We start from the raw sequence: 22,639 nt of genomic DNA on the forward strand, positions 1-22,639 counted from the left end.
CGGCGTCAGCGGGCGAGGTAGGCGCGCCAGCCGCCGAAGGCGGTGATGTCGTCCGCGCCGGCGAGGGCGATCGGCTCGACGAGGAAGCCGCTGACGAGCGAGCCGTCGGCGAGGGAGACGGAGCCGATGGCCATCGGCTGCGGGAGCGCCGCGACGAAGGAGCCGAACGCGGCCTCCGTCAGCCGGTAGACCTCGACCTCGAGCGCCGCGCCGCCCTCGGCGACCCGCACGACGCCGGGCTTCGGCGGCACGGTCGACAGCGCGTAGAGCCGGTAGTCGGCGCTCGTCGTGGTCGCCTCGACGAACTCCGCGTCGCGATCCGCGAGCTGGTGGTGCAGCGGCTGGTCGCGCAGGTGCGCGCCGGCGACGGCGAGAAGGACGGTGTTCGCGGCGGTGCTCATGAGCGGCTCCAGACGAGGTCGGCGAGCTGGTGGTCGGTGAAGGCGGGGCCGATCAGCTGCACGCCGAACGGCAGCCCGTCGACGACTCCCGCGGGGTAGGCGACGGCCGCGAGGTCGAGCAGGTTCGCGAAGTTGGTGAAGCGCCCGAGCCGCGAGTTGACGCCGATCGGGTCGGCGGCGACGGCCGCGAGCGTCGGGTGCTCGGTCGTCGTCGGCAGCAGCAGCGCGTCGATCCGCTCGAACACGGAGTCCGAGGCGACCCGCGCCCGGTCGAGCCGCTCCTGGTCCTGGAAGAGCTTCCAGGCCGGCAGCTCCCGCGACCGCGCGACGATGCCGCCGACCACCGGGTCCACCTCGTCCGGGTGCGCGTCGACGAACGCGCCGACCGCCGCGTAGCGCTCGGCCACGAACGCGCCGTCGTAGAGCATCCGCGCGGTCTCGAGGAACACCTCGATGTCGAGCTCGACCAGCGTCGCGCCCGCCTCGGCCCAGCGGGCGACCTCGGCGTCGAACGCCTCGGCCCAGCCGTCAGCCAGCTCGCCGAGCTGCCCGGGCCGCGGGACGCCGATCCGCGCGGTGGCGGCGAACGGCTCGGCGACTCCGCTGCGGCTGAGCGGATCGCGCGAGTCAGGCCCGGCCATCACGTCGAGCGCGCGCCGGGCGATCGCGGGATCCGCCGCCATCACCGTCACCACGTCCAGGCTCCGGCAGGCCGGCACCACGCCGGCGGCGCTGACCCAGCCCTTGGTCGGCTTGAGCCCGACCAGCCCGTGGAACGCGGCCGGCACCCGGCCGGAGCCCGCGGTGTCGGTCCCGAGCGCGAAGTCCGCGCCGCCGAGCGCCACCGCGACCGCGGAGCCGGAGGACGAGCCGCCGGAGATCCGCGACGGATCCACCGCGTGCCGCACCGCGCCGTAGGGCGAGCGGGTGCCGACGAGGCCCGTCGCGAACTGGTCGAGGTTGGCCGAGCCGAGCACCACGGCTCCGGCCGCGCGCAGCCGCGCCACGACGGTCGCGTCCTCGGCGGGCGCGTACGCGAACGCCGGGCAGGCCGCGGTCGTCTCCAGACCCGCGACGTCGATGTTGCCCTTCACCGCGAACAGCAGCCCGGCGAGCGGGAGCGCCGGATCGACGGCGGCCAGCTCCGCGGCCACCTCGGCCTCGGGCCGCAGGGCGATGAACGCCTCGGGCCGGGCGGCCAGCCGCCGGTAGCGCTCGGCGACGTGCGCCGCGGGGTCCTGGTGCGCGGGGTCCTGCGCCGGGTCGTCCCTCATGCTGCGTCCTCTTCCTCGGCCTGCTCGGCCCTCGTCTCCAGCACCACGAGCACCGTGCCCGCGGCCACGTGCGCCCCGACCTCGGCGACCACGGCGACCACGCGCCCGGCCGCCGGAGCCGTCACGGGCGCCTCCATCTTCATCGCCTCGAGGGCGACCAGCGTCTGCCCGGCGGCGACCGCATCCCCCACGGCCACGTCGATCCGGAACACCGTCGCCACGAACGGCGCCTCGACGCCCTCGCAGCCGTCCGGGATCTCCACGGCGGAGGACGCGGGCGGCGCGGGCACCGCCTCCACGCGGTCGAACTCGCCGGACGCCTCCCAGGCGGCGCGCTCGGCGCCGAACGCCCCGGCCTGCACCGCGCGGAAGTCTGCGATCGACTCCGCGTTCTCCGCGAGGAACTCCTGGTACTCCGCGAGCCCGAACTCGCCCTCCTCGATCCGCAGCGGCAGCCGCCCCGCGGCCATCTCGGAGCGCAGCTCGAGCAGCTCCTCCGGCTCCACCGGGTACCAGCGGATGCGGTCGAAGAACCGCAGCAGCCACGGCACGCCGGTCTCGAACGCTCCGGCCTGGTGGTGCGTCGACCAGATCGGCACCGTGCGGCCGACGAACTGGTAGCCGCCCGGGCCCTCCATCCCGTAGATGCAGAGGTAGGCGCCGCCGATGCCGACGGCGTTCTGCGGCGTCCAGGTGCGCGCCGGGTTGTACTTGGTGGTCACCAGGCGGTGCCGCGGGTCGAGCGGAGTCGCGACCGGCGCGCCGAGGTAGACGTCGCCGAGCCCGAGCACCAGGTACTCGGCCTCGAACACCGTGCGGTAGACCTCGTCGACGCTGTCCAGGCCGTTGATCCGGCGGATGAACTCGATGTTCCACGGGCACCAGGGCGCGTCGTCGCGGACGCCGGCCATGTAGCGGCGGATCGCCTCGCGCGTCGACGGGTCGTCCCAGGCCAGCGGCAGGTGCACGGTGCGGCTCGGCACGCGCAGGTCGGCCGTCGCGGGCAGCAGCGCCTCGGCCGCGAGCACCGCCTCGGAGACCGCGTCGGTCGAGGTCGTCCGCGGGTCGAAGTGCACCTGCAGCGAGCGGATGCCGGGGGTCAGCTCGATCACGCCCGGCAGCGCCGCCTGCTCCAGCGTCTCGGCGATGGCGTGCACGCGCATCCGCGAGGCGAGGTCGAGACTCATCTCGCCGATCTCGACGAGCAGGTTCGCGTCGCCGCTCCGGCGCAGCACCAGCGACGGGTCGCCGTCGTGCGCGGGCCGGCGGTGCAGCACGCCCTGGTCGTCGACCGCCGCGCGGCCCGCCGCCGACTCGTCGAGCGGAGCGTCGAGCAGCCCGGTCGCCTGCGCCGCGGTGACCGGCACGAAGCGCACCGTGTCGCCGGGGCGGAGCTGCCCGAGCCGCCAGAGGTGGCCGGTCGCGACGCTCGCGGGGCAGGTGAAGCCGCCGAGGCTCGGGCCGTCGGGTCCGAGCAGGATCGGCAGGTCGCCGGTGTAGTCGACGGCGCCGACCGCGTACGGGGTGTCGTGGATGTTGGAGGGGTGCAGCCCGGCCTCGCCGCCGTCCTCGCGCGCCCAGCGCGGCTTCGGGCCGAGCAAGCGGACGCCGGTGCGCGCCGAGTTGAAGTGCACCTCCCAGTCGGTGGCGTAGAAGACGGCCATGTCGTCCTCGGTGAAGAACTCCGGAGCGGCGTGCGGGCCCTCGAGCGCGGCGAGGGTCCAGGCGTGCGGGAACGCGGGGCGCTCCTCCGCCGGCACGATCGCCACGGCGTTCGGGACGCTCGGCGTCCGCAGCCCGAGCACGTCGCCCGGGGCGAGCGCGCGCCCCGCGTGCCCGCCGATCGCGCCGAGGTCGAAGGTGCTGGCCGAGCCGAGCACGAGCGGGATGTCGAGCCCGCCCTCGACCAGCAGGTACAGCCGCATGCCGCTCTCGGCCGTGCCGATGGCGAGGACGCCGCCGGCCGGCACCGCGACCGGCTCCCACTGCGCGATGGGCGCGCCGTCGAGGGTCGCCGGCGCGGGTGCCCCGGTCAGCACCACGCGGGTGGCGGTGTGGAAGCGGAGGGTCGGCCCGCTCATCGTGATCTCGAGCCCCGGCGCGTCCTCCGGGTTGCCGAGCGCGGTGTTGCCGAGCCGGAACGACAGCGGATCCATCGGCCCCGACGGCGGCACGCCGACCGGCCAGTAGCCCAGGCGCCCGGTCGCGTCCTGCACGGTGGTCAGCATCCCGCCCTTCAGCACCTCGACCCGCGGGCTCGCGTCGCGCAGGTCGTCGAGGGTCGCGGTGGAGTGCTCGGCCGCGAGCACCGAGGGCTCGGCGGCGATGGCCCGCAGCAGTCCGACGTTGGTCGCGATGCCGTCGACCCGGGTGGCGGCGAGCGCCCGTCCGAGCGCGGCCCAGGCCCCCTCGCGAGTCGCGCCGCTGACGACCACCTTCGCGAGCAGCGGGTCGTAGGAGGTGGAGACGTCGCTGCCGGGGCGGATCCAGCCGTCCACGCGGACGTCGTCCGGGAACTGCAGCCCGGTGATGGTGCCGGAGCTCGGCGCGTTGCCGAGGTCCGGGTTCTCCGCGTAGACCCGCGCCTCGACGGCCGCCCCGCTCGGCTCCGGGACCGCGTCGAGGAACGCCGTCTCGCCCTGCGCGAGCCGCAGCATCCACTCGACCAGGTCGATGCCGTAGCGCGACTCCGTCACCGGGTGCTCGACCTGCAGGCGGGTGTTCACCTCGAGGAACGCCGCCTCCTGCCGGACCGGGTCGTAGATGTACTCGACCGTGCCCGCACTGCGGTAGCCGGCCTCGGCGCAGAGCCGGCGCGACGCCTCCGCGATGCGCTCGCGCACGGCGTCCGGCAGATCCGGCGCGGGGCTCTCCTCGACGACCTTCTGGTTGCGGCGCTGCAGCGAGCAGTCGCGGTCGCCGAGCGAGACCACGCGGCCGGCGCCGTCGCCGAAGACCTGCACCTCGACGTGCCGGGCGCGCTCGACCAGCCGCTCCAGGAACACGCCGGCGGAGGAGAAGCCGGCCTCGGCCAGGCGCCGCACCTCGCGCCAGGCGGCGCGCAGCTCGGCCTCGTCGCGGCAGGCGCGCATGCCGATGCCGCCGCCGCCCGCCGTCGCCTTGAGCATCACCGGGTAGCCGATCCGGTCGGCCTCGCGGGCCGCGTGGTCGGCGTCGTCGAGCAGCCCGGTGCCGGCCAGCAGCGGCACGCCCGCGCGCTCGGCTGCGTCGCGCGCGGTGTGCTTGGCGCCGAACACCTCGAGCTGCTCGGGAGTGGGGCCGACGAAGACGATGTCGGCCGCCGCGCAGGCGCGCGCGAACTCGGCGTTCTCGCTGAGGAAGCCGTAGCCCGGGTGGATCGCGCCGGCGCCGGTCTGCGCGGCCGCCGCGAGGATCCGGTCGATCCGTAGGTAGCTGTCGGCCGCGGGCGCCGGGCCGAGCCGCACCGCCTCGTCGGCGAGCGCGACGTGCGCGGCGCCGAGGTCGGCGTCGGAGTAGACCGCGACCGTGCGCAGGCCCATGGCCTTCGCGGTGCGGAGGATGCGGACCGCGATCTCGCCGCGGTTGGCGACGAGGAGGGTGTCGAAGGTCATGCGGTGCCCGTTCCCGCGTTCTCGCCGCTGTGCACGATCATCTCCGCGCGCGACGGGTCGAAGCCGTTGCACGGGTTGTTGATCTGCGGGCAGTTCGAGACCACGACGAGGGTGTCCCGCTCGGCCCGCAGCGTGACGCTGAGGCCGGGGGAGGAGATGCCGTCGACGATGCCGAGCGCGCCGTCCGGGTCGACCGGCACGTTCATGAACCAGTTCACGTTCGAGACCTGGTCGCGCTTGCCCATCCCGTGCCGGGAGAGCTCGGCGACGAAGTTCTCGGCGCAGGCGTGCTGCGCCGTGGTGTGGAAGCCGTAGCGGAGGGCGTTGCTCTCCTTCGAGCAGGCGCCGCCGAGGGTGTCGTGGCGCTCGACGTCGGTCGCCACGACGGTCAGCAGCGGGCGGTGCTCGGCGTCGCGGAGCACCGAGCCGGTGACGAGGTACACCGTCTCCTGCGCCTGCAGCGTCGCGGCGGCGGAGTAGGCGGTGCGGTCCTCCGCGTCGTAGGCGAGGAAGTCGACGGCCTGGTTGCCGTCGACGTCGACGATGGTCAGGAACTCGCCGCGCTTCAGGAGGCGCGACCAGGGGGCGCGGGCGGCGACCGTCTCGCGGTGGGTCTCGGTGCCGTAGGCGGTGGTGGTGTCGCTGCTGCTCGTGCTCGTGTCGGTGCCGGTGGTGCTCATGCGATGCCCCTCGCGCTCAGGTACTCGTCGGTCTGCAGGAAGGCGCGGCGGCCCTCCGGAGTGGCGGCGCGCTCGTCGGCGCTCGCCGGCCCGCCCGCCCAGGCGTGCACGTCGACCGCGCCGACCGTGAACTCCGGCCGCGGGTCGAGCGGATGCGCGGTGTTCGCCAGCAGGACGATCGCCGGCATCTCCAGCCGCAGCGTCACCGAGCGGCCGGGCCCGGCGCCGCCGAGCCACTCCGGGCTGCCGTCCTCGCGGATCCGCACCCCCTGGAAGTACGAGACGCTCGGCGGCAGATCGCGCCGCCCGAGCCCGTGCTTGGCCGCGCCGAGCAGCAGCAGCTCGCGCCCGGCCGGCGACGGGCCCTGCGGCGAGCCGTCGCCGTAGCGCTCGACGTTCCGCGCCAGCGCGGTCGTGCCGTAGATCGTGTCGTGGCGGCCGGAGTCGTCGGCGACGACGCTCGCGAGCACGCGGCCCTGGTCGCTGAGCAGCAGCTGGCCGGCGCCGGCGTAGACCTGCCACTGCACCTTGACGGTGTCCGCGACGTTCAGCCGCTCGTGCGGCTCCAGCGCGTTGTACACCAGGAGCGAGACGCAGGCGTCTCCCGTGACGTCGGTCAGGCGGAGGTGCGTCCCGCGGGCGAGGACGCGGTGACCGTAGCCGCCGCCCTCGATCCGCTCGGACCAGCGCAGGTCCGCCGGGGCGACGCCCTCCGGCGCGTCGGGGCGCGTGCTCGCCGCCGCCGCCTCCTGGGCGCGGGCGTGCTCGCGCGCGCCCGCCGTGGTCGAGGTGCCTGATGTCGTCATGCTGCGCCTGCTCCGTCTGCTGGTCCGGTCGCTGCCGGGGTTTCTATCGCTCGACAGGAAGTCAACCGCGCCCCCGTGTCGCTGCTGTGACCCCGACGTTGCGATCGTGTTTCGCGCGCGTCCCACCCCACCCCACTCTCCAGAAGTTGTCGTACTCGACCGCCGAGTACGACAACTTTCGAGGAGCGGAGGGGGCTCCGGGCGCTGCTACGGTCGAGCGCATGGCCAGCGCACCCCCCGGACGGCCGCGCGCCTCCGGGGCGTCGCTCACCGGGCTGGGCACGCGGGCGGACATCCTCGCGGCGAGCGCGGCGCTCTTCTGCACGGAGGGGTTCGGCGGCACCAGCACGCACGCCATCGCCGCGGCGGCCGGCATCCGCCAGGCGTCGCTCTACCACCACTTCGGCGGCAAGCACGCGGTGCTGCTCGAGCTGCTGCTCGGCACGGTGCAGCCCTCGCTCGACACCGCCGCCGTGCTGCTCACCCGCGACGAGCCGCCGGCCGCGCGCCTCTGGGCGCTCTGCGTCTCCGACGCCCGCCTGCTCGCGGCCGGCGAGCACAACGTCGGCGCGCTCTACCTGCTGCCCGAGCTCGGCGACGAGCGCTTCGCCGTGTTCCGCGACCGCCGCTCCGAGCTGGAGACCGCCTACCGCACCCTCGTCGCGGCCTGCGGCGCCGCCGACCCCGCGACCGGCGCCTCCCTCGTGCTCGCCCTCGTCGAGAACGTCATCCTCCAGCGCCGCCGGCAGCCCGCCGAGCCCGGCCCCTCCGCGGAGGCGGTCGCCCTCGCCGCCCTCCGCGTCCTCGACCTCCCGCGCCCCGCCGTCGCCGAGGCGCTCGCCGAGGGCCCGGCCCTGCTCGCCCACCTGCGCTGACGCCCCGCCGCCACTCCTGAGTGCCCACCCACTCCCGAGCGCCCGCCCACTCCCGAGCGCCCGTCCACTCTCCAAAAGTTGTCGTACTCGAGCGCCCGATACGACAACTTTTGAGGTGTGGCCGAGGGGCCCGCGCGCCGGAGTTAACAGGATCGACCCACGCCCGAAAAGAACCGCGACCGAGCGCGCGGCAGGATCCGTGTCTATCAACCGATAGAAACACCCCGCCGCACCACCCAGCAGCTCGGAGCACGCATGATCATCCTCGGAGTGGGGATCACCGTCGTGGTGATCCTCGCCGTCGGCATCGCGGTCGCCCGCAAGATCGACGGCGACAGCGCCAACTACCTCGTCGCCGGACGCCGCCTCGGCATCCCGCTCGTCGCCGTCAGCCTGACGGCCGCCGCGGTCGACTCGAACGCCACCGTCGGCAACACCGACCTCACCTCGCAGTTCGGCTTCTGGGCGGGCGCCTCGCTCGCGATCGGCCTGGCGATCTGCCTCCTGATCACGGGCCTCTTCCTCGCCAAGCCGATGAACGCGATGAAGCTCTTCACCCTCGCCGACTTCTTCCGGATGCGCTACGACCGCACCACCGAGGTCGTCGCCTCGGTGATCATGGTCTTCTCCTTCACGATCCTGCTGGCCGGCAACCTGGTGGCCTGCGGCTTCCTGCTCGAGCGCTTCGCCGGCATCCCGTACGCCTGGGGCGTGATCCTCTCGGTCGCCCTCGTGCTCAGCTACACGATCGCCGGCGGCCTCTTCTCCGACGCGTACACCGCCGCCATCCAGACCGTGATCACGGTCGTCGCGGCGATCTCGCTGCTGGTCTGGGTCGCGCTCGCCTACGGCATCGTCATCCCCGAGGGCATGGGGCCGTTCGACTTCGAGCAGCTCACCGACCCGGCGATGGGCGCCCCCGTCAACTGGGCCACCCTCGTCGCCCTCGGCATCGGCGACCTCGTCGCGATCGACTTCATGCAGCGGATCTTCGGCGCCAAGTCGCCCGAGGTCGCCCGCCGCGCTTGCTACGCCGCCGCCGTCGGCACCGCGGCGATCGGCTCGATCTTCGCCATCGTCGCCCTCAGCGCCACCGCCGTCCTGGGCCTCTCGGCCGCCGACGGCCCGGTGCTGTTCACGCTGCTCGACGACTACGCGCCGCCGGTCATCGCGATCCTGGTGCTCTCCGGAGTCGTCGCCGCGTCGTTCTCGACGGCGTCCGGCGCCATCCTCGCCACCTCGGCGATCGTCGTCCGCAACGTGCTCTCGGTCCGCCGCCACTCCGGCAGCGGCCCGGACCCGCTGCTGCGCTGGACCCGCGTCGCCATGGTGCCGATCGTGATCCTCGGCTCGTTCCTCGCGATCCGGGTCAGCCAGACCGGCATCCTGCTGACGCTCGCGTTCGACATCATGCTCGCCTGCCTCGCCGCGCCCTTCCTGCTCGGCGTCTTCTGGAAGCGCCCCGGAGTCGTCGCCGCGCTCACGGCGGCCGGCGTCGGCCTGGTCGTCCGCCTGGTCTTCCTGGCGCTCACCCCGACGCTCTACGGCGTGCCGAACGACATCCTCTACGTCCCGAACGACCTGATCGGCGCCGGCTTCGACGGCTACGCCACCCTCGTCGCCGCGGCGATCGGCTTCGGCACCTTCATCGTGGTCGGCCTCCTCGCCCCGCGCACCCCGCGCGAGCTCGCCGGCGAGCGCTCGGTCCGCACCGAGCTCGACCGCGAGCAGCAGGGAGCCCTGGAGCCCGCGGGAGTCTGATCCCCTCCGCGAGCCTGCCTCTCTCCGCGAGATGCCACTTGTGAGCGCTTTCCACGGCGTGTCGCGCTCATAAGTGGCATCTCGCGGGGAGCGGCTCACGGCAGGGGGAGCAGGACCGTCGGGGCGGGCGCGGCCTCGCGGCCCTCGAAGGCGACCGGCTGGCAGACCATCAGGTAGTCGCCGGGCTCGACCTGCGCGAGGTCCGCGTTCTCGAGGATCACGACGCCGGCGCCGCAGAGGATCACGTGGGTCGGCCACTCCTCGGTGTGCGCGGGCGCCTCCATCGTCATGTAGTCCAGCCCCGCGAAGAGCACGCCGTGCTCGACCAGCCAGCGCGCCCCGCTCGGCGCGAGGCCGACCCAGGTCTCCGACTTCACCGCGCGGGTCAGCGCGTCGGTCGAGTTGCGCGTGCGGAACAGCACGCGCACCGCCCCCTCGGCACCGGCCGCGACGAGGTCCTCGTCCGTGATCTCCTCCGCGACGTGCCGCAGGTCGAGCACCCGGACCGGCCCGACCACGCTCTCGAGCGCGATCTCGTCGACGGTCGCACCGCCCGGCACGAAGTGCGAGGGCGCGTCGACGTGCGTGCCGGTGTGCGCACCGATCAGCCAGCGCGAGACGTCGGAGGGGTAGCCGTCCACGATCTGCTCGACCATCTCGTAGGTCGGCCGACGGCCCCAGTGGAGCATCTCGGTAGTGATCGGGATGTTGATCGGGATGGCGCCGGTCATGCGAGCCCTCGTCTCGTGCGGAAGGATGGTCGTGGATTCATTCACGACTATATTGGATCCAATCCGAAGAGCTGCAGGAGGTTCCCGTGATCGCCGACGACTGGCCGGGCGCCCTTCCGCTCGGCCGCCCCCGCCGCCTCGTCCCGCTCGTGCTCGGCCACGAGCCGATCGCGGAGTCGATCTCGCTCCGCGGCGGCGACCCGGCGCGCTTCCTGCTCGAGCCGGTCACCGGCGCCGCGATCGACCTCGGCGACTCCTGGATCCTGATCGACGGCGGATTCCACCTCGACCGGGTCCGCGACCCCGCCCAGCGCGCCGCGCACTACGACTACGAGAGCTACACCGCCGTCGTCCCGCCCGGCGACGCGCTCGCCGAGCAGGTCGCGGCGGCTGGCCTGGGCTGGAGCGACCTCGCCCTCGTCGCCCTCTCGCACCTGCACCTCGACCACACCGGCGGGCTGCGCCTCGCTCCGGCCGGCACTCCGGTCGCCCTCCAGCGGCGCGAGTGGGAGTGGCTCGGCGAGGGCCTCGGCCGCCGTGAGACCGTCGTCCCGCAGGACCTCCTCGACGCCGACGTCCGGGTGCTGCTCCTCGACGGCGACACCGAGCTCGCCCCCGGCGTCACCGCCCTCGACACCCGAGGGCACACCCCGGGCCACCAGTCGTTCCGGATCGACCTCGCCGACCGCTCGATCGTGCTCGCCTGCGACGCGGCGGACCTCCGCCGCAACCTCGACGAGCGCACCGCCTGCGGCTGGACGGCGCGTCCCGGTGACGCCGAGGCGGCCCAGCGCTCGATCGAGCGCCTCGCCGACCTCGCGGCGGAGCCCGGCGTCGAGGTCTGGCCCGGTCACGACCCGGAGTGGCCCGCCTGGCAGCGCTGAATCGCGCGTCTCCGGCGGAACCGGTACACAACTAAGGCTGGATGCCCCGATCGACGCGATCTCTCGCGATTTCGGGCCGTTCAGCCTTAGTTGTGCACGCCTTCCGCGCGAGACGAGGCGTCCGTCACTCCGCGGCGCGGCCCGAGTCCTCGATCAGCCGGACCTTCACGTTCACGGCGAGCGGGCCGGTCACCGTCGGCTCCGCGTCGAGCAGGCGCCGCAGCTCCTCGCCGACCGCGCGCAGGGTCTCGGGCGCGGGCAGCGCCGCGGTCGCCGCGATGTGCGCGCTCACCGTGGTGAAGCCGTCCGAGCGGTCGATGTCGACGAGCACGTCGGGCTGCCGCAGGGCGAGCGTCACGGCCAGCGCATCGGCGGCCGCCTCGAGGATCGGCTGGGCCGGATAGACGCCGGTGACCCCCTCGGAGTCGCGGATCGCCGCGGTGAGGCGCTGCGAGAGCGCGGTGTCGTCGCGGGCGGTGTCCTCGCGGGCCGAGTCGACGAGGGCGCTGTCGTCGAGGGTGCTGTCGTCGGTCCCGGTGCTGTCGATCCCAGTGCTGTCGGTCGCAGTGCTGTCGGTCACGGCTGGTCCTCCCTGCTCGGGTACACGTCGTCCACGGTCACGTCGATCGCGCCGACGACGAGCTCGGTGTGCCGCTCGAGGGCGTAGCGGATCCGCTCGCGCAGGCGGTCCGCGACCGTCGCGACGGGGATCCCGAACTCGAGCGCGAAGGTGACGTCGACCCGGATCACCGCGCCCGGCGTCCCGACGTCGCCGTCGAGGGTGCAGCGGCCCATGATGACGCCGCCCATGGTGTCGCCGGCGCGCCGGATCATCCCGCGCACCGCCGCCTCGGTCAGGGCGAGCCGCAGCGTCGGGTCGGGGTGGCGGATCGGCACGTCGCGCCCGGAGCGCACCTCGGAGCGGATGGCGTCGAGGAGTCCGGCGATCCAGACCTCGTCGCGGTCCGGCTCCGCGTCGGCGCGGCGGCGCAGCGCGGTGGCCGACAGCTCGTTCAAGCGGGTGAGGTTCGCGAGCGCGAGCCGGCAGGCCGCGGAACCCTCGATCGAGGGATCGACGGGGGTGCGCCCGCGGTCGAGGTACTCGCCCAGCTCCTCGAGCGTGTGGCCGTCGAGGTCGTCGTCGGGCACGTCGTTCTCGGGCACGTCGTTCTCGGGCACGGCGCTCTCGGGCACGGCGTTCTCGTCCGGCTCGGCGGTGGGCATGTCGTCGGTGGTCATCGCCATGCCTCCAGTTCGTGAAGCAGGAAGCGGCGGGCTCGGGCGAGCAGGCCGCGGACCGTCGAGACGGGGAGTTCGAGAGCGTCGGCGATCTCCTGGTAGCTGTAGCCGGCGGTCTCGCGGAGCAGCCAACAGCGTCGCTGATCGGAGGGCAATCGGTCCAGTGCTTCCCAGACGGCGTCCAGCTGGAGCCGCGCCTCGACGATCCGCTCGGGCGAGTTCTCGGCGGGCGCCGGCGGGTCCCAGTCGTCGATGTCGTCGTGACGGCGCCGGACGCGGATCCGGTCGATCGCCTTGTGCGAGACGATCCGCATCAGCCAGTTGCGGATGTGCGCGGGGCTGTCGAGGTCGCCGAGGCGGCGCCAACCGGTGAGGAACGCCTCCTGCACGATGTCGTCGGACTCCGCCTCGGAGCCGAGCAGCTTGGCGGCGTAGACCCGCATCAGCGCGCCGTGGCGCCGGGCGAGCTGCTCGAACGCGGCGACGTCGCCGTCCACGGCCCGCGAGGCGAGCGTGGCGTCGGAGGCGCGGAGCAGCGGGTCGTCCGGCTGAGCGTCGTCGGGCCGGGCGTCGTCGGGCCGCGCGTCGTCGGGCTGCGCCGCGGGCAGTGCCTCCGCCACGATCGCCACCTCCCGCCGTTCCGCCGTCGTTCCGCGCCTGCGGGCGTTCTCCGCAGGCGCCGCTCCGAATGCCTATCAGCCTCCACCCTCCCCGGCGAATCCGCTGGCCGGATTGCGAGCACGCCCCGGATCCGTGACGTTTCCGGCCGTCGACCCGTCTGTATCTGTAGAGCCCCGAGGCCCACCCCCGTCCGCCTCTGATCTCCCAGACCCCGAGAGAAGCCCGACCATGCACACCTCCCCGCCACCGACGGCACGCCCGGCCGTCCCCGGCTCGACCGCGACCCCCGGCTCGACCTTCACGATGGGCAGCCCCTTCGCCTCCGCCGGCGACCTCTCCGGCGGCACCGAGCGCCGGTTCGAGGCCGCCGGAGCCGACCCGGCCGAGGCGTCCGCGGTCTACGCCGAGGCCTACGGCGGCGGCTCGTTCCGCGTGGAGCCGGGCTCACGCGGCTTCTCCTTCCGCTACGCCTACCGCGGGAGCGAGCGGGTCACCCTCCGCACCTCCGACTGTGCGGGCGCGCTGACCGGCGAGATCGCGCACCTGCGCGAGTACGTCGTCGGCTGGTTCCGCGCCGGCGGCGGCCAGCTCAACCTGCGGCCCTTCACCCGCACCGGAGCCGCGTCCGCGCCGTTCCTGCTGCCCGCCGAGCGCCAGTTCGGCCTGGCCTACCAGCCGCACCGCCAGAACCTCGTGCACTTCGCGCCCGGCTTCCTCGAGGACGTCGCGACCGAGTCGCACTCCGGCCCCCGCCAGCCCGTCTCCTTCGACCACGAGGCCGACGCCGACCCCGGCGTCCTCGCCCGCTGGCGCACCGCCGTGACCGACGCGACGGCCGCGCTCGCGAGCGCCGCGATCGCCCCGCTGGTGCGCTTCACCGCCGAGCTCAACCTGGCCCGCGCGCTGCTGCTGCTCTTCCCGTGGCGCGCCTGGGACGTCCCGGCCGTGCTCCGCCGCCCCTCCGCCTCGCGCACCCGCGTCGCCCTGGACTTCCTGCAGCACCACGCGCACGAGCCGATCACCCCGGCCGACGCCGCCCGCGCCGCCGGCCTGCACACCCGCACCCTGCAGCAGGCCACCCAGCGCCACCTCGGCGTCTCGCCGTCGGTCTACCTCCGCGACGTCCGCCTCGACCGCGCCCACCACGACCTCGTCGAGGGCGACCCCTGCTCGACGACCGTCGCCGCCGTGGCCCGCGACTGGGGCTTCGGCAACCTCGGCCGCTTCGCCAGCGCCTACCAGGCCCGCTTCGAGGAGCTGCCGAGCCACACGCTGCGCCGCTGAGCGCGCGGCCGCCGCGCCGCGGACGTCACTGCCCGCCGATCATCGCGAGCGACGGCGCGCGGCCCTTCTCGATGTGGGTGAAGGCGATCGACTCGGCGAGGCGGTCGTTGCCCGCGCGGATCGCGTCGAGCAGGCCGTGGTGCTCGTCGGACTGCTGGCGCTGGTCGCGGGCGCTGGTCAGGTAGAACAGCCAGGTCATCCGGCCGGTGACGGCGCGCATCAGCGAGGAGAGCAGCGCGCTGCCGGCCACCTCGACGATCGCCTCGTGCACGACGGTCGAGGTCTCGGCGACCTCCAGCCAGTCCTCGCTGTCGAGGGCGCGGTGCTCGGCGTCGATCGCGTCGAGCAGCGGAGCGAGGGAGGCGCCGCGGGCGACGGCCTGCGCGGCGAGGCGCGCGGCGAGCGTCTCGAGGCTCAGGCGGACGTCGAAGAGCTCGACCACGTCCTCGACGCTCCACTGCGCGACGCGGGTGGAGCGACGGGGCAGCATCCGCACGAAGCCCTCGTTGGCGAGCTGCGGCACGGCCTCGCGCACCGGCAGCCGAGAGACGTGCAGCTCGGCGGCCAGCGAGGCCTCGACGAGCCGCGACCCCTGGGGGTGCTGGCCGAGGATGATCTGCCGGCGCAGCGTCCGGTAGGTCTGGCTGGCGAGCGACTCCTCGGTGCTGGCGAGTGTCATGACGGTCCTCCTCGCGACGCCGGTGCGACCATTCAACACGCTCGGCCCGGCCTGCGCGGTCGGCCGGCCGCCGCGCCCGTCCGCGTGCTCAGCCGCCGGGCCAGCTGCGCTCCTTCGGCAGCGGCCGGGCGTAGCTGTCGATCCGGCTGGTGCCGAGCCGCTGGCGGACGAGGGTCTCGACGAGCGCGGCCGCCGCGGCGACCCCGTCGACGACCGGCACCGGCAGCCGCGCGCCGACGTGCTCCTCGAGCCCCGCCATGCCCGCGCAGCCGAGGCAGATCACCTCGGCGCCGCGGGCGATCGCGCGCTCGCCGGCGGCGACGAAGGCATCGAGGGTGGCCTGCGGATCCTCCTCCAGCTCGAGGACGCCGAGCCCCGTGTCCTCGATCGCGGCGCAGTGCGCGATCAGGCCGGCGGTGGTGAGGCTGTCCTCGATCTGGCCGACCGCGCGGCGGACCGTGGTGACCACCCCGTAGCGGCGGCCGAGCAGCATCGCGAGATGCGCCGACGCCTCCGTGATGTCCACGACGGGCACGTCGAGCAGCTCGCGCGCGCCCTCGCGGCCGTGCTCGCCGAAGCCGGCCATCACGACGCCGTCGATGCCGGCCGGCAGCCGCTCCAGGGTGTGCAGGACGGCCGCGGCGCTGAGGAAGCTGTCGTACCAGCCCTCGGCCGAGGCGACGCCCCAGCTCGGCGTGATCGCGACGATCTCGGTGCCCGGCCCGACGGCGAGCCGGGCGCGGGCGGCGGCCGTCTCGGTCATCGACTCGGTCGTGTTGCAGTTGACGACGGCGATGCGCATCAGCGGCCCGCCGCCGCGGGGACCCCGGACAGCCGGACAGTGCTGCCCGCGTCCCGCAGCCGCGCGAGGTCGATCAGCGCGGCGGCGACGGCGAGGTCCTGCGCGGCGAGGCCGACGGAGTCGAAGACGGTGATCTCGTCGTCGCGCGTGCGGCCGGGAGCGGTCCCGGCCACGACGTCGCCGAGCTCGAGCAGCCCGGCCGCGGCGTCGAGGGCGCCCTCCGCGATCGCGAGGACGAGGTCGCCGGACTTCGCCCGCGCGGTGGCGGCGCTGTCGACGACGAGGGTGCCGAGCGCCATCGCCGCCGAGTCGAGCTCGCGGTGCTCCGGCCGCGGGCGGGCGCCCACGGCGTTCACGTGCTGGCCGGCGTGCAGCCAGGCCCCGCGCACGATCGGCTCGACCGACGGCGTCAGCGTGCAGAGCACGTCGGAGCGCTCGGCGACGGCCCGCGGATCCGCGGCGCGGGTCACGGGGCGCCCCACCGCCTCCTCGAACCGGTCGAGCGTCGCGTCCGACCGCGACCAGACCACGATCTCGTCCAGGTCGCGCACCGCCTGCAGTGCGCGGACGTGCGCGACGGCGAGGTTGCCGGCGCCGATCAGCCCGAGCACCCGGCTGTCCGCCCGGGCGAGGTGCCGGGTGGCGACCGCGGAGGCGGCGGCGGTCCGGGCCCGGGTGATCAGCGCTCCGTCCAGGACGGCCACGCACTCCCCGGTGAGCAGCGAGGTGACCAGGATGGTCGAGCGCTGCGTCGGCAGCCCGCGCGCCGCGTTGCCGGGCAGGTCGGCCATCAGCTTCACGGCGGCCAGGCCCAGGGCGTCGGAGCGGACCGCCATCGGCAGGATCAGCCCGTCGTCCTCGCCCGCGAGGGCCGTCGGCGCGCCCTGGTGCAGCGCCCCGGAGCCGAGGTCCGCGAACACCTGCTCGACGGCGCCGAGCACGTCGACGTCGGGGAGCAGCCCGGCGATCTGCTCGGAGGCGAGGACGAGCGTCATCAGCGCGCGCCGACCGTCGTGCGGCCGGTCAGCTCGGCGAGCGAGGGGGCGCGGGTGACGAGCCCGGCCTCCGCGAGGATCCGCATCCAGCGGTCGGAGGCGGCCTCGTCGATCACGGTCGTGTCCCAGACCCCGCCGGCGGCCATCTCGTCGGCGGCCTCGTGCAGCAGCACCGAGTCGCGGTCGGGCCAGCGCGCGGCGAGCACCGCGTCGATCTCGGCGCCGGCCTGGCCCGCCGTGATCCGCTGCATCGCGGTCTCGATCGCGTCGACGAAGCGCTCGGTGCGGTCGGCGAGCTCCTCGACCCGCTCGGTGCGGGTGTAGTAGACGCTGTTGGGCATCACGCCCGCGTCGAGGTGGCGGAAGACGATCTGCCCGCCGCCGGCCGCGACGAGCTCCTTCGCCGAGAGCAGGTCGAGCACGATCGCGTCGCCGAGGCCGTCGCGGTAGAGCTCGAGCATCATCGCCGTGGACAGGTCGCGCGCCCAGCGGGTGGCGGAGACGTCGAGGCCGGCCTCGCGGATCAGGCCCGCGGTGAACTCGAACGGCGCGCTGCCGCCGGCGCCCGGGGCGAGCACGACCTTGCCGGCCAGCCAGTCCAGGCCGACCGGTCCGGAGCCGTGGCGGGCCACGATCGTCATCGGGAAGCGGTGGTTGAGCTGGCCGACGACGGTCAGCTCGCGGCTGGTGCCGGCGTACATGCCGGGGACCCAGAGCCCGCCGAGGGCGAGGTCGGCGGCGCCGGAGTCGAGGTCGTCGAGGACGCCGGTCCAGGGGTCGCAGGCGGTGGCGGTGACGGCGAGGCCGCGCTCGGCGAACAGGCCGCCGACATCGGCGACGTACTCGGGGAGGTAGTTGAGTCCGTTGGCGGTGGCCGAGACGGTGAGGGTGTCCATGGTGCTCCTTGAGGTGCTGTCCGGTGGTGGGTCGCGCCCCCGGCGCCGGAGCGCCGGGGGCGGGGGCGGGTCAGTGGGCGGCGGCGGCGATCGCGTTCTCGTTGACGTCCTCGAGCGAGCGTCCCCGGGTCTCCGGGGCGAAGCGGGAGGCGACGACGAGCACCGCGTACATCACGGCGGCGAGGCCGAAGACGCCGGCGAAGGCGAACGAGCCGTAGAGCGCGACGGCGAGGAACGGCATGACCGCTCCGGCGATGTTGCCGATGCCGTTGACGATCGAGGCTCCGGAGGCGCGGATCGCGGTCGGGAAGATCTCGGCGGTCCAGGTGGCGAGGGTCGTGTTGGTGACCATCGTGAAGAACTGGAAGAGAGCGCCGAGCACGAGGATCGCCCCGGTGCCGTTGCCGAACCCGGCGAAGGCGAGCGCGGTGAGGCAGCCGAGGACTCCGGCGGCGCCGACGGCGGTGCGGCGGCCGACGCGACCGGCGATCAGGGCCGCGGTCGTCGCTCCGAGGAGCGAGCCGATGTTCATGATCATCGTGTAGAGCAGGCTCTCCGAGACGGAGTAGCCGCGCTCGACCAGCAGGGTCGGCATCAGGAAGTTCAGCGTGACCTGCGAGCCGAAGGCCATCCAGGACGCGATGCCGAGGGCGGCGGTGCGGCGGATCACCGGGCGGCTGAACACCGCGGCGGGGGAGGCGGACATCCGCACGGGCGGCAGGTCGTCCGGCGAGAGCTCGACGGGCGGGCGGGCGGTGGTGGGGGTGAGCGAGTTCGAGGCGAGGATCGCGAGCGAGCGGTTCGCCTCCTCCGTGCGGCCCTGCGAGAGCAGCCAGCGCGGCGTCTCCGGCAGCTTGCGGCGGTAGAAGACGACCAGCAGCGCGGGGACCGCGAGGATCACGAACGACCAGCGCCACACCGAGTCGGGGCCGCCGAGCGGAGTCTCCAGCGGGCCGAGCAGCAGCAGGAACAGGCCGTAGGAGAGGAAGTTGCCCAGGCCCCCGGCGCCGACGTTGACGGCGCCGATCGCGGTGCCGCGGAAGCGGGTGGAGACCATCTCGGAGAGCATGACCAGGCCGATCATGAACTCGCCGCCGATGCCGATGCCGACGATCAGGCGGCTGACGAGCAGCATCTCGTAGTTCATCGCGACGGCGCTGAGCAGTCCGCCGAGCGTGTAGATCAGCAGGTTCAGGCTGAGCGAGAAGCGGCGGCCGTAGCGGTCGGCGAGGTAGCCGGCCAGCAGGCGGCCGATCAGTCCGCCGATGACCGTGGCGGTGTTGATCGTCGTGAGCTGGATGTCGCCGATCTGCAGCGTCTCCTTGATGTGGCTGCCCATGGCACCCACCGAGTTCTGCTCGAGCGTGTTGAAGAACTCCCCGGCGAGGATCAGCAGGAAGATCCAGAACTGCGCGCGGGTGAAGCCGATGGAGTCGAGGACGGAGGCGACCGTGTGTCCGGAGGCGGGCGGAGCGGTGGTGCGGGATACAGCTGACATGTGTAGCTCCCAGCAGGGCGAGGGGTGAGGCGGCTCCAGAGTGATGGTCACCGCGAGGACTCCTCTTTTGTATCCCAAACACCGTTTCGGGCAGGTTTCCACGATGCTACAACCTGCGCACACGGGCGTCGAATCGCGCGAGAGGGCGCCGACCGTGCGGTGTTTCTGCGTCCGCTGTATACAAAACGGGCCTGGGCGCAGTGGGGAGCCCGCCCCGAGACCGCGCAGGGTCCACCCGGAGCCCACCCGGACGCCCGCTTCACCGACAGCTGCCGCGCATCTCCCCGGCCTGTGGACGGCGCTGGCCGCAGAGCGCGTCGTCGCTCGATGTTTCCTGCGCACTGGCTGATCCGGCGGGACGATCCCGGAGCCCCGCACGTCTGATTCATGTGCGACGGATCGTCGTCACCGCGACCGAGTCGCGCATCACCTTCTACCAGGGAGAGCATCATGACCAACGTCACCCCCAGCACCGTCGCCACCACGACCGCGAAGCACGGCACCGAGACCTCCACGGGCAAGAACACGATCGCCGACGGCGTCGTCGAGAAGGTCGCCGGCATCGCCGCCCGCCAGGTCGCCGGCGTCCACGACCTCGGTGGCGGAGCCGCCCGCGCCATCGGCGCCATCCGCAACGCGATCAACGCGCAGGACCGCGGCCAGGGCATCTCCGTCGAGGTCGGCGAGAAGCAGGTCGCCGCCGACATCACCGTCGTCGCCGAGTACCCCGTCGCGCTGCAGAAGCTCGCCGACAGCATCCGCTCCGCCGTCTCCGAGGCCATCTCCTCGGTCGTCGGCATGGAGGTCACCGAGGTCAACGTGACCATCGCCGACGTCTACATCCCCTCGGACGACAAGGACGAGGACACCGAGAGCCGCGTCAAGTGACTCCGTCCCACCTCGGCCTGATCCTGGGCGCCGTCCTCGCCGTCACCGGCCTGGTCTTCGGCTTCTGGGCACTCCTCTGGGTCGCCCTCGCCATGGCCATCGGCTACGGCGTCGGCCGCGTCGTCGAGGGCAAGCTCGACCTGAGCTCGCTCGCCGACACCCTCCGCGGGCGGCGGTCCTCGTGACCGCGGCGGTGATGGCCGACCAGGCCCGCCACGGCCGCACGACGATCACCTCGCGCGCCGTGCGCAGGGTCGTGTCGGCCGTCACCGCGGAGGCGCTCGACGTCGACGCGTCGGACGTCTCGGTCGAGCTGGACGACGACGGGGGGAAGCTGCACGTCACCGCGCAGGCCCCCCTGCGCATCCGTCCGCTCGGCGAGGGGGACCGCCGCTCCGGCACGGTCCTCAGCCGTCTCAGCACGGCCCAGTCCACCATCCGCACCCGCTGCCTCGAGCTGACCGGGTCCACCATCGGGCGCGTCGACCTCCGGATCACCGGGGCCGACCTGCGCGAGCGAAGGAGAGTCTCGTGACGACCCCCGCAGCCTCAGGGACCCGCTCCACCGGAGCCCTCTATCCCCGGCTCGTCCGGCGCGAGATCACCTCGTCCCGCTCCACCTCGGCGATCGTCCTCGCGGTCCTGCTCATCCTCGTCTTCGCGTGGATCGGCACGGAGGCGGTGCTCGCCGCCCTCGGGCAGCCCGCGCTGCTCGTCGCCCCGCAGGACGGAGCGGCCGCGGTGCTCGGCGCCGCGAGCGCTCCCGTCCCGCTGATCGTGGCCGGCGGAGTGGTCGCCGCGCTGATCGGGCTCGTCCTGATCGTCGTGTCCTTCTCCCCGGGTCGTCGCGGCCGCCGCCGCGCCGCCGCCGACCGCACCGCGGCCGTCATCGACGACCGCGTGATCGCGCAGAGCCTCGCCCGCACCGCCGCCTACGCCGGCGACGTCGACCCCGACCAGGTGTCGGTGTCGATCGGCGGACGCACGGCCGGCGTCACCGTGGGCCGCACCTCCGGGCGCAGCCTCGACGTCGGCAGCATCCGCGAGGCGGTCGACGCCGAGCTCGCGGGCTACGACATCAGCCCGAAGCTCACCGCGCGTGTGCGCCTGTCCGAGAAGGGGACGGTCCGATGACCACCACCAACCGGTTCCTCAACCGCCTCCTCCTGTTCGTCGTGGGCCTCGTGCTCCTGCTCGCCGGCGGTGCCGTCGCTGCGGGCGCGCTGTTCCCCGACGTCCAGCAGACGGTGTCCACCGGCGCGGAGGACGCGACGCAGCCCACCAGCGACGCCCTCTCCGGCGGGCAGCCGTGGATCCTCTGGGTCTCGGCCGTGGTCGCCCTCGTGCTGATCCTGCTGCTGGTGCGCTTCATCGTGCGCCAGGGCCGGGGACGCACGTCGACCCTGCTGCGCGTGGGCTCCGGCTCCGGCGCGGGCACGCCGACCGGCGGCTCCGTCACCATCGACGCGAAGGTCGCCGAGCACGTCCTCGAGGAGGCGCTGTCGCACGATCCCTCGATCGTCGCGCTCGACGTCACCGCCTTCGAGGTCAAGCACCGCACCGTCCTCCGCGTCACCGCGCACACCCGCCGCGGCGTCTCGCCGATGCGGACCCGCCGCGCGATCGACGACGCGGTGAAGAGCTGGGACGCTGTGCTGGGCGAGGAGACCCCCGTGGTCATCCAGATCGTCAGCGGCCTCCGCACCAGGATGAGCAGCAGCGCCCGCGTGCAGTAGCGGCGTCCGCGCCGCCCCGTGCCGCGCACCCGCCGCACCGGACGATCCGGCCCTCCCGCTCGGGAGGGCCGGAAGACCACTGAGGAGTACCCCATGACCGACACCGTCGGAACGAACGACCTCCGCGCCATCGACGGCGCGCACCCGGAGGACGAGTCGATCGAGCGACTGCTCGCGACCGCCGCCGCGGAGACCACCGCCGGTGTCACCGGCGTCCACCACCTCGGCGGCACCGCCGCCCGCACCCTCGACCGCGCGACCCGCGCCGTCCTGGGCACCAGCACGAGCCCCGGCGTGAGCATCGCCCGCGTCGACGGCGCGCTCGTCCTCGACCTCGACCTGGTGTCGGAGTACCCGCGCCCCGTCCAAGAGGTCATCGACGCCGTCCGCGAGCAGGTCGGCAAGGCCGCCGCGCAGCTGACCCGCGAGCGCGTCGTCGTCAACGTCAACGTCACCGACGTGCACGGCCCCTTCGACCCGATCGAGGTGCCGGACTCCGAGCGCGAGGACGGCCCCTCGCTGGTCGAGAAGGCCGGCGACGCGATGGACTCGGCCCGCGAGAAGGGCGGCGCCGCCCTCGACTCCGCCCGCGAGAAGGGCGCCGCGGCGCTCGACACCGCCCGCGAGCGGACCGCCGACGCGCTCGACGACGCCTCGGACCGCCTCGACGAGGCCGCCGACCGCGCCGCCGAGTCGGACGCCACCGCGGACTCGCTGTCCGACGAGGTCGCGACCCGGCCGGCTGCGCCCGTCACCGACGCTCCTGACGCCGAGCGCGCCGACGACTCCGACTCCGACGCCGTCGAGACCGTGGTCGTCACCGCCGATGCTCCCGCCGCCGAGTTCGTCGTCCGCGTCGAGGTCGAGCCGGTGGACGCCGACACCTCGGCCACCGATGCTTCGGCCGACGACACCTCTGCCGACGACGTCTCTGCCGACGACATCTCGGCCGACGACGCCGATGTGATCGTCGCCGAGCGCCGCGGGTCGGAGTAG

Annotated in this window: 24 protein-coding genes; 10 read left to right on the plus strand and 14 right to left on the minus strand. The window is 74.0% G+C overall.

Annotation, left to right across the window (positions count from 1 at the left end; translation table 11 throughout):
• Window positions 1–5 precede the first annotated feature (5 nt).
• From EDF45_RS21515 to EDF45_RS00375, 5 genes are read right to left on the minus strand one after another with little or no spacing between them, the layout of a single operon-like run.
• The gene (locus EDF45_RS21515) at window positions 6–401 is read right to left on the minus strand and encodes a hypothetical protein (protein ID WP_207901611.1); all 396 of its coding nucleotides are present in this window, start codon (window positions 399–401) and stop codon (window positions 6–8) included.
• On the minus strand, window positions 398–1,675 hold the full coding sequence (atzF, locus tag EDF45_RS00360) for an allophanate hydrolase (protein WP_221181065.1): 1,278 nt from the start codon (window positions 1,673–1,675) through the stop codon (window positions 398–400). Before atzF ends, EDF45_RS21515 begins: the two co-directional genes overlap by 4 nt.
• The gene (gene uca / locus EDF45_RS00365) at window positions 1,672–5,268 is read right to left on the minus strand and encodes an urea carboxylase (RefSeq protein ID WP_123734533.1); all 3,597 of its coding nucleotides are present in this window, start codon (window positions 5,266–5,268) and stop codon (window positions 1,672–1,674) included. The genes atzF and uca overlap by 4 nt, the downstream gene beginning before the upstream one ends.
• Window positions 5,265–5,948, minus strand: coding sequence for an urea amidolyase associated protein UAAP2 (locus EDF45_RS00370; RefSeq protein WP_123734534.1), 684 nt, complete (start codon window positions 5,946–5,948; stop codon window positions 5,265–5,267). The genes uca and EDF45_RS00370 overlap by 4 nt, the downstream gene beginning before the upstream one ends.
• Window positions 5,945–6,754, minus strand: a complete 810-nt coding sequence (locus tag EDF45_RS00375) for an urea amidolyase associated protein UAAP1 (protein ID WP_123734535.1) — start codon at window positions 6,752–6,754, stop codon at window positions 5,945–5,947. The genes EDF45_RS00370 and EDF45_RS00375 overlap by 4 nt, the downstream gene beginning before the upstream one ends.
• A gap of 221 nt (window positions 6,755–6,975) precedes the next feature.
• On the opposite strand from EDF45_RS00375, the gene EDF45_RS00380 reads away from it, so the two are divergent.
• Window positions 6,976–7,629 carry a TetR/AcrR family transcriptional regulator gene (locus tag EDF45_RS00380; protein WP_123734536.1) on the plus strand — a complete coding sequence of 218 codons (654 nt, stop codon included), beginning with the start codon at window positions 6,976–6,978 and terminating at the stop codon, window positions 7,627–7,629.
• Window positions 7,630–7,884: 255 nt separating this feature from the next.
• Window positions 7,885–9,390, plus strand: coding sequence for a sodium:solute symporter family protein (locus tag EDF45_RS00385; RefSeq protein ID WP_123734537.1), 1,506 nt, complete (start codon window positions 7,885–7,887; stop codon window positions 9,388–9,390).
• Between the two features lie 95 nt (window positions 9,391–9,485).
• Here EDF45_RS00385 and EDF45_RS00390 read toward each other — a convergent pair whose 3' ends face one another.
• Window positions 9,486–10,121, minus strand: a complete 636-nt coding sequence (locus EDF45_RS00390) for a cyclase family protein (RefSeq protein WP_123731646.1) — start codon at window positions 10,119–10,121, stop codon at window positions 9,486–9,488.
• A gap of 86 nt (window positions 10,122–10,207) precedes the next feature.
• Here EDF45_RS00390 and EDF45_RS00395 point away from each other — a divergent pair, with 86 nt between their 5' ends.
• Window positions 10,208–11,005: an N-acyl homoserine lactonase family protein gene (locus EDF45_RS00395; protein WP_185020052.1), complete on the plus strand. Its 798-nt coding sequence runs from the start codon at window positions 10,208–10,210 to the stop codon at window positions 11,003–11,005.
• Window positions 11,006–11,129: 124 nt separating this feature from the next.
• On the opposite strand, the gene EDF45_RS00400 is transcribed toward EDF45_RS00395, so the two are convergent.
• From EDF45_RS00400 to EDF45_RS00410, 3 genes are read right to left on the minus strand one after another with little or no spacing between them, the layout of a single operon-like run.
• Entirely contained in the window at window positions 11,130–11,585 is a 456-nt protein-coding gene (locus EDF45_RS00400; RefSeq protein ID WP_123734539.1) for a hypothetical protein, read from the minus strand.
• Window positions 11,582–12,244, minus strand: a complete 663-nt coding sequence (locus EDF45_RS00405; protein ID WP_260311722.1) for an Asp23/Gls24 family envelope stress response protein — start codon at window positions 12,242–12,244, stop codon at window positions 11,582–11,584. The genes EDF45_RS00400 and EDF45_RS00405 overlap by 4 nt, the downstream gene beginning before the upstream one ends.
• Entirely contained in the window at window positions 12,241–12,864 is a 624-nt protein-coding gene (locus EDF45_RS00410) for an RNA polymerase sigma factor (protein ID WP_311316329.1), read from the minus strand. The genes EDF45_RS00405 and EDF45_RS00410 overlap by 4 nt, the downstream gene beginning before the upstream one ends.
• Window positions 12,865–13,093: 229 nt before the next feature.
• Here EDF45_RS00410 and EDF45_RS00415 point away from each other — a divergent pair, with 229 nt between their 5' ends.
• A complete protein-coding gene (locus EDF45_RS00415; RefSeq protein ID WP_123734540.1) occupies window positions 13,094–14,149 on the plus strand; it encodes a helix-turn-helix domain-containing protein in 1,056 nt (351 codons plus the stop codon).
• 25 nt (window positions 14,150–14,174) lie between these two features.
• On the opposite strand, the gene EDF45_RS00420 is transcribed toward EDF45_RS00415, so the two are convergent.
• The 5 genes from EDF45_RS00420 to EDF45_RS00440 all read right to left on the minus strand — a co-directional run bounded on the left by EDF45_RS00420 (window position 14,175) and on the right by EDF45_RS00440 (window position 19,019).
• Entirely contained in the window at window positions 14,175–14,828 is a 654-nt protein-coding gene (locus EDF45_RS00420; RefSeq protein WP_123734541.1) for a GntR family transcriptional regulator, read from the minus strand.
• Between the two features lie 88 nt (window positions 14,829–14,916).
• Window positions 14,917–15,630 carry an aspartate/glutamate racemase family protein gene (locus tag EDF45_RS00425; RefSeq protein ID WP_104226500.1) on the minus strand — a complete coding sequence of 238 codons (714 nt, stop codon included), beginning with the start codon at window positions 15,628–15,630 and terminating at the stop codon, window positions 14,917–14,919.
• Window positions 15,630–16,625, minus strand: a complete 996-nt coding sequence (locus EDF45_RS00430; RefSeq protein WP_123734542.1) for an ornithine cyclodeaminase family protein — start codon at window positions 16,623–16,625, stop codon at window positions 15,630–15,632. Before EDF45_RS00430 ends, EDF45_RS00425 begins: the two co-directional genes overlap by 1 nt.
• The gene (locus EDF45_RS00435) at window positions 16,625–17,521 is read right to left on the minus strand and encodes an ABC transporter substrate-binding protein (protein ID WP_123734543.1); all 897 of its coding nucleotides are present in this window, start codon (window positions 17,519–17,521) and stop codon (window positions 16,625–16,627) included. The genes EDF45_RS00430 and EDF45_RS00435 overlap by 1 nt, the downstream gene beginning before the upstream one ends.
• Before the next feature lie 70 nt (window positions 17,522–17,591).
• Window positions 17,592–19,019 carry an MFS transporter gene (locus tag EDF45_RS00440; RefSeq protein ID WP_243581528.1) on the minus strand — a complete coding sequence of 476 codons (1,428 nt, stop codon included), beginning with the start codon at window positions 19,017–19,019 and terminating at the stop codon, window positions 17,592–17,594.
• A gap of 450 nt (window positions 19,020–19,469) precedes the next feature.
• Between EDF45_RS00440 and EDF45_RS00445 the strand changes: the two genes are divergently transcribed.
• The 6 genes from EDF45_RS00445 (at window position 19,470) to EDF45_RS00470 (ending at window position 22,639) form a co-directional block, all read left to right on the plus strand.
• Window positions 19,470–19,907 carry an Asp23/Gls24 family envelope stress response protein gene (locus EDF45_RS00445; protein WP_123734544.1) on the plus strand — a complete coding sequence of 146 codons (438 nt, stop codon included), beginning with the start codon at window positions 19,470–19,472 and terminating at the stop codon, window positions 19,905–19,907.
• A complete protein-coding gene (locus tag EDF45_RS00450) occupies window positions 19,904–20,092 on the plus strand; it encodes a DUF2273 domain-containing protein (RefSeq protein WP_123734545.1) in 189 nt (62 codons plus the stop codon). The genes EDF45_RS00445 and EDF45_RS00450 overlap by 4 nt, the downstream gene beginning before the upstream one ends.
• Window positions 20,089–20,442: a hypothetical protein gene (locus tag EDF45_RS00455; RefSeq protein WP_243581525.1), complete on the plus strand. Its 354-nt coding sequence runs from the start codon at window positions 20,089–20,091 to the stop codon at window positions 20,440–20,442. Before EDF45_RS00450 ends, EDF45_RS00455 begins: the two co-directional genes overlap by 4 nt.
• Window positions 20,439–21,041, plus strand: a complete 603-nt coding sequence (locus tag EDF45_RS00460; protein ID WP_123734546.1) for a DUF6286 domain-containing protein — start codon at window positions 20,439–20,441, stop codon at window positions 21,039–21,041. Before EDF45_RS00455 ends, EDF45_RS00460 begins: the two co-directional genes overlap by 4 nt.
• Window positions 21,038–21,643, plus strand: coding sequence for a hypothetical protein (locus EDF45_RS00465; protein ID WP_123734547.1), 606 nt, complete (start codon window positions 21,038–21,040; stop codon window positions 21,641–21,643). Before EDF45_RS00460 ends, EDF45_RS00465 begins: the two co-directional genes overlap by 4 nt.
• 93 nt (window positions 21,644–21,736) lie before the next feature.
• On the plus strand, window positions 21,737–22,639 hold the full coding sequence (locus EDF45_RS00470) for an Asp23/Gls24 family envelope stress response protein (RefSeq protein WP_123734548.1): 903 nt from the start codon (window positions 21,737–21,739) through the stop codon (window positions 22,637–22,639).

The organism is Rathayibacter sp. PhB186, from assembly GCF_003751825.1.
In the GTDB taxonomy this organism is placed as follows: domain Bacteria; phylum Actinomycetota; class Actinomycetes; order Actinomycetales; family Microbacteriaceae; genus Rathayibacter; species Rathayibacter festucae.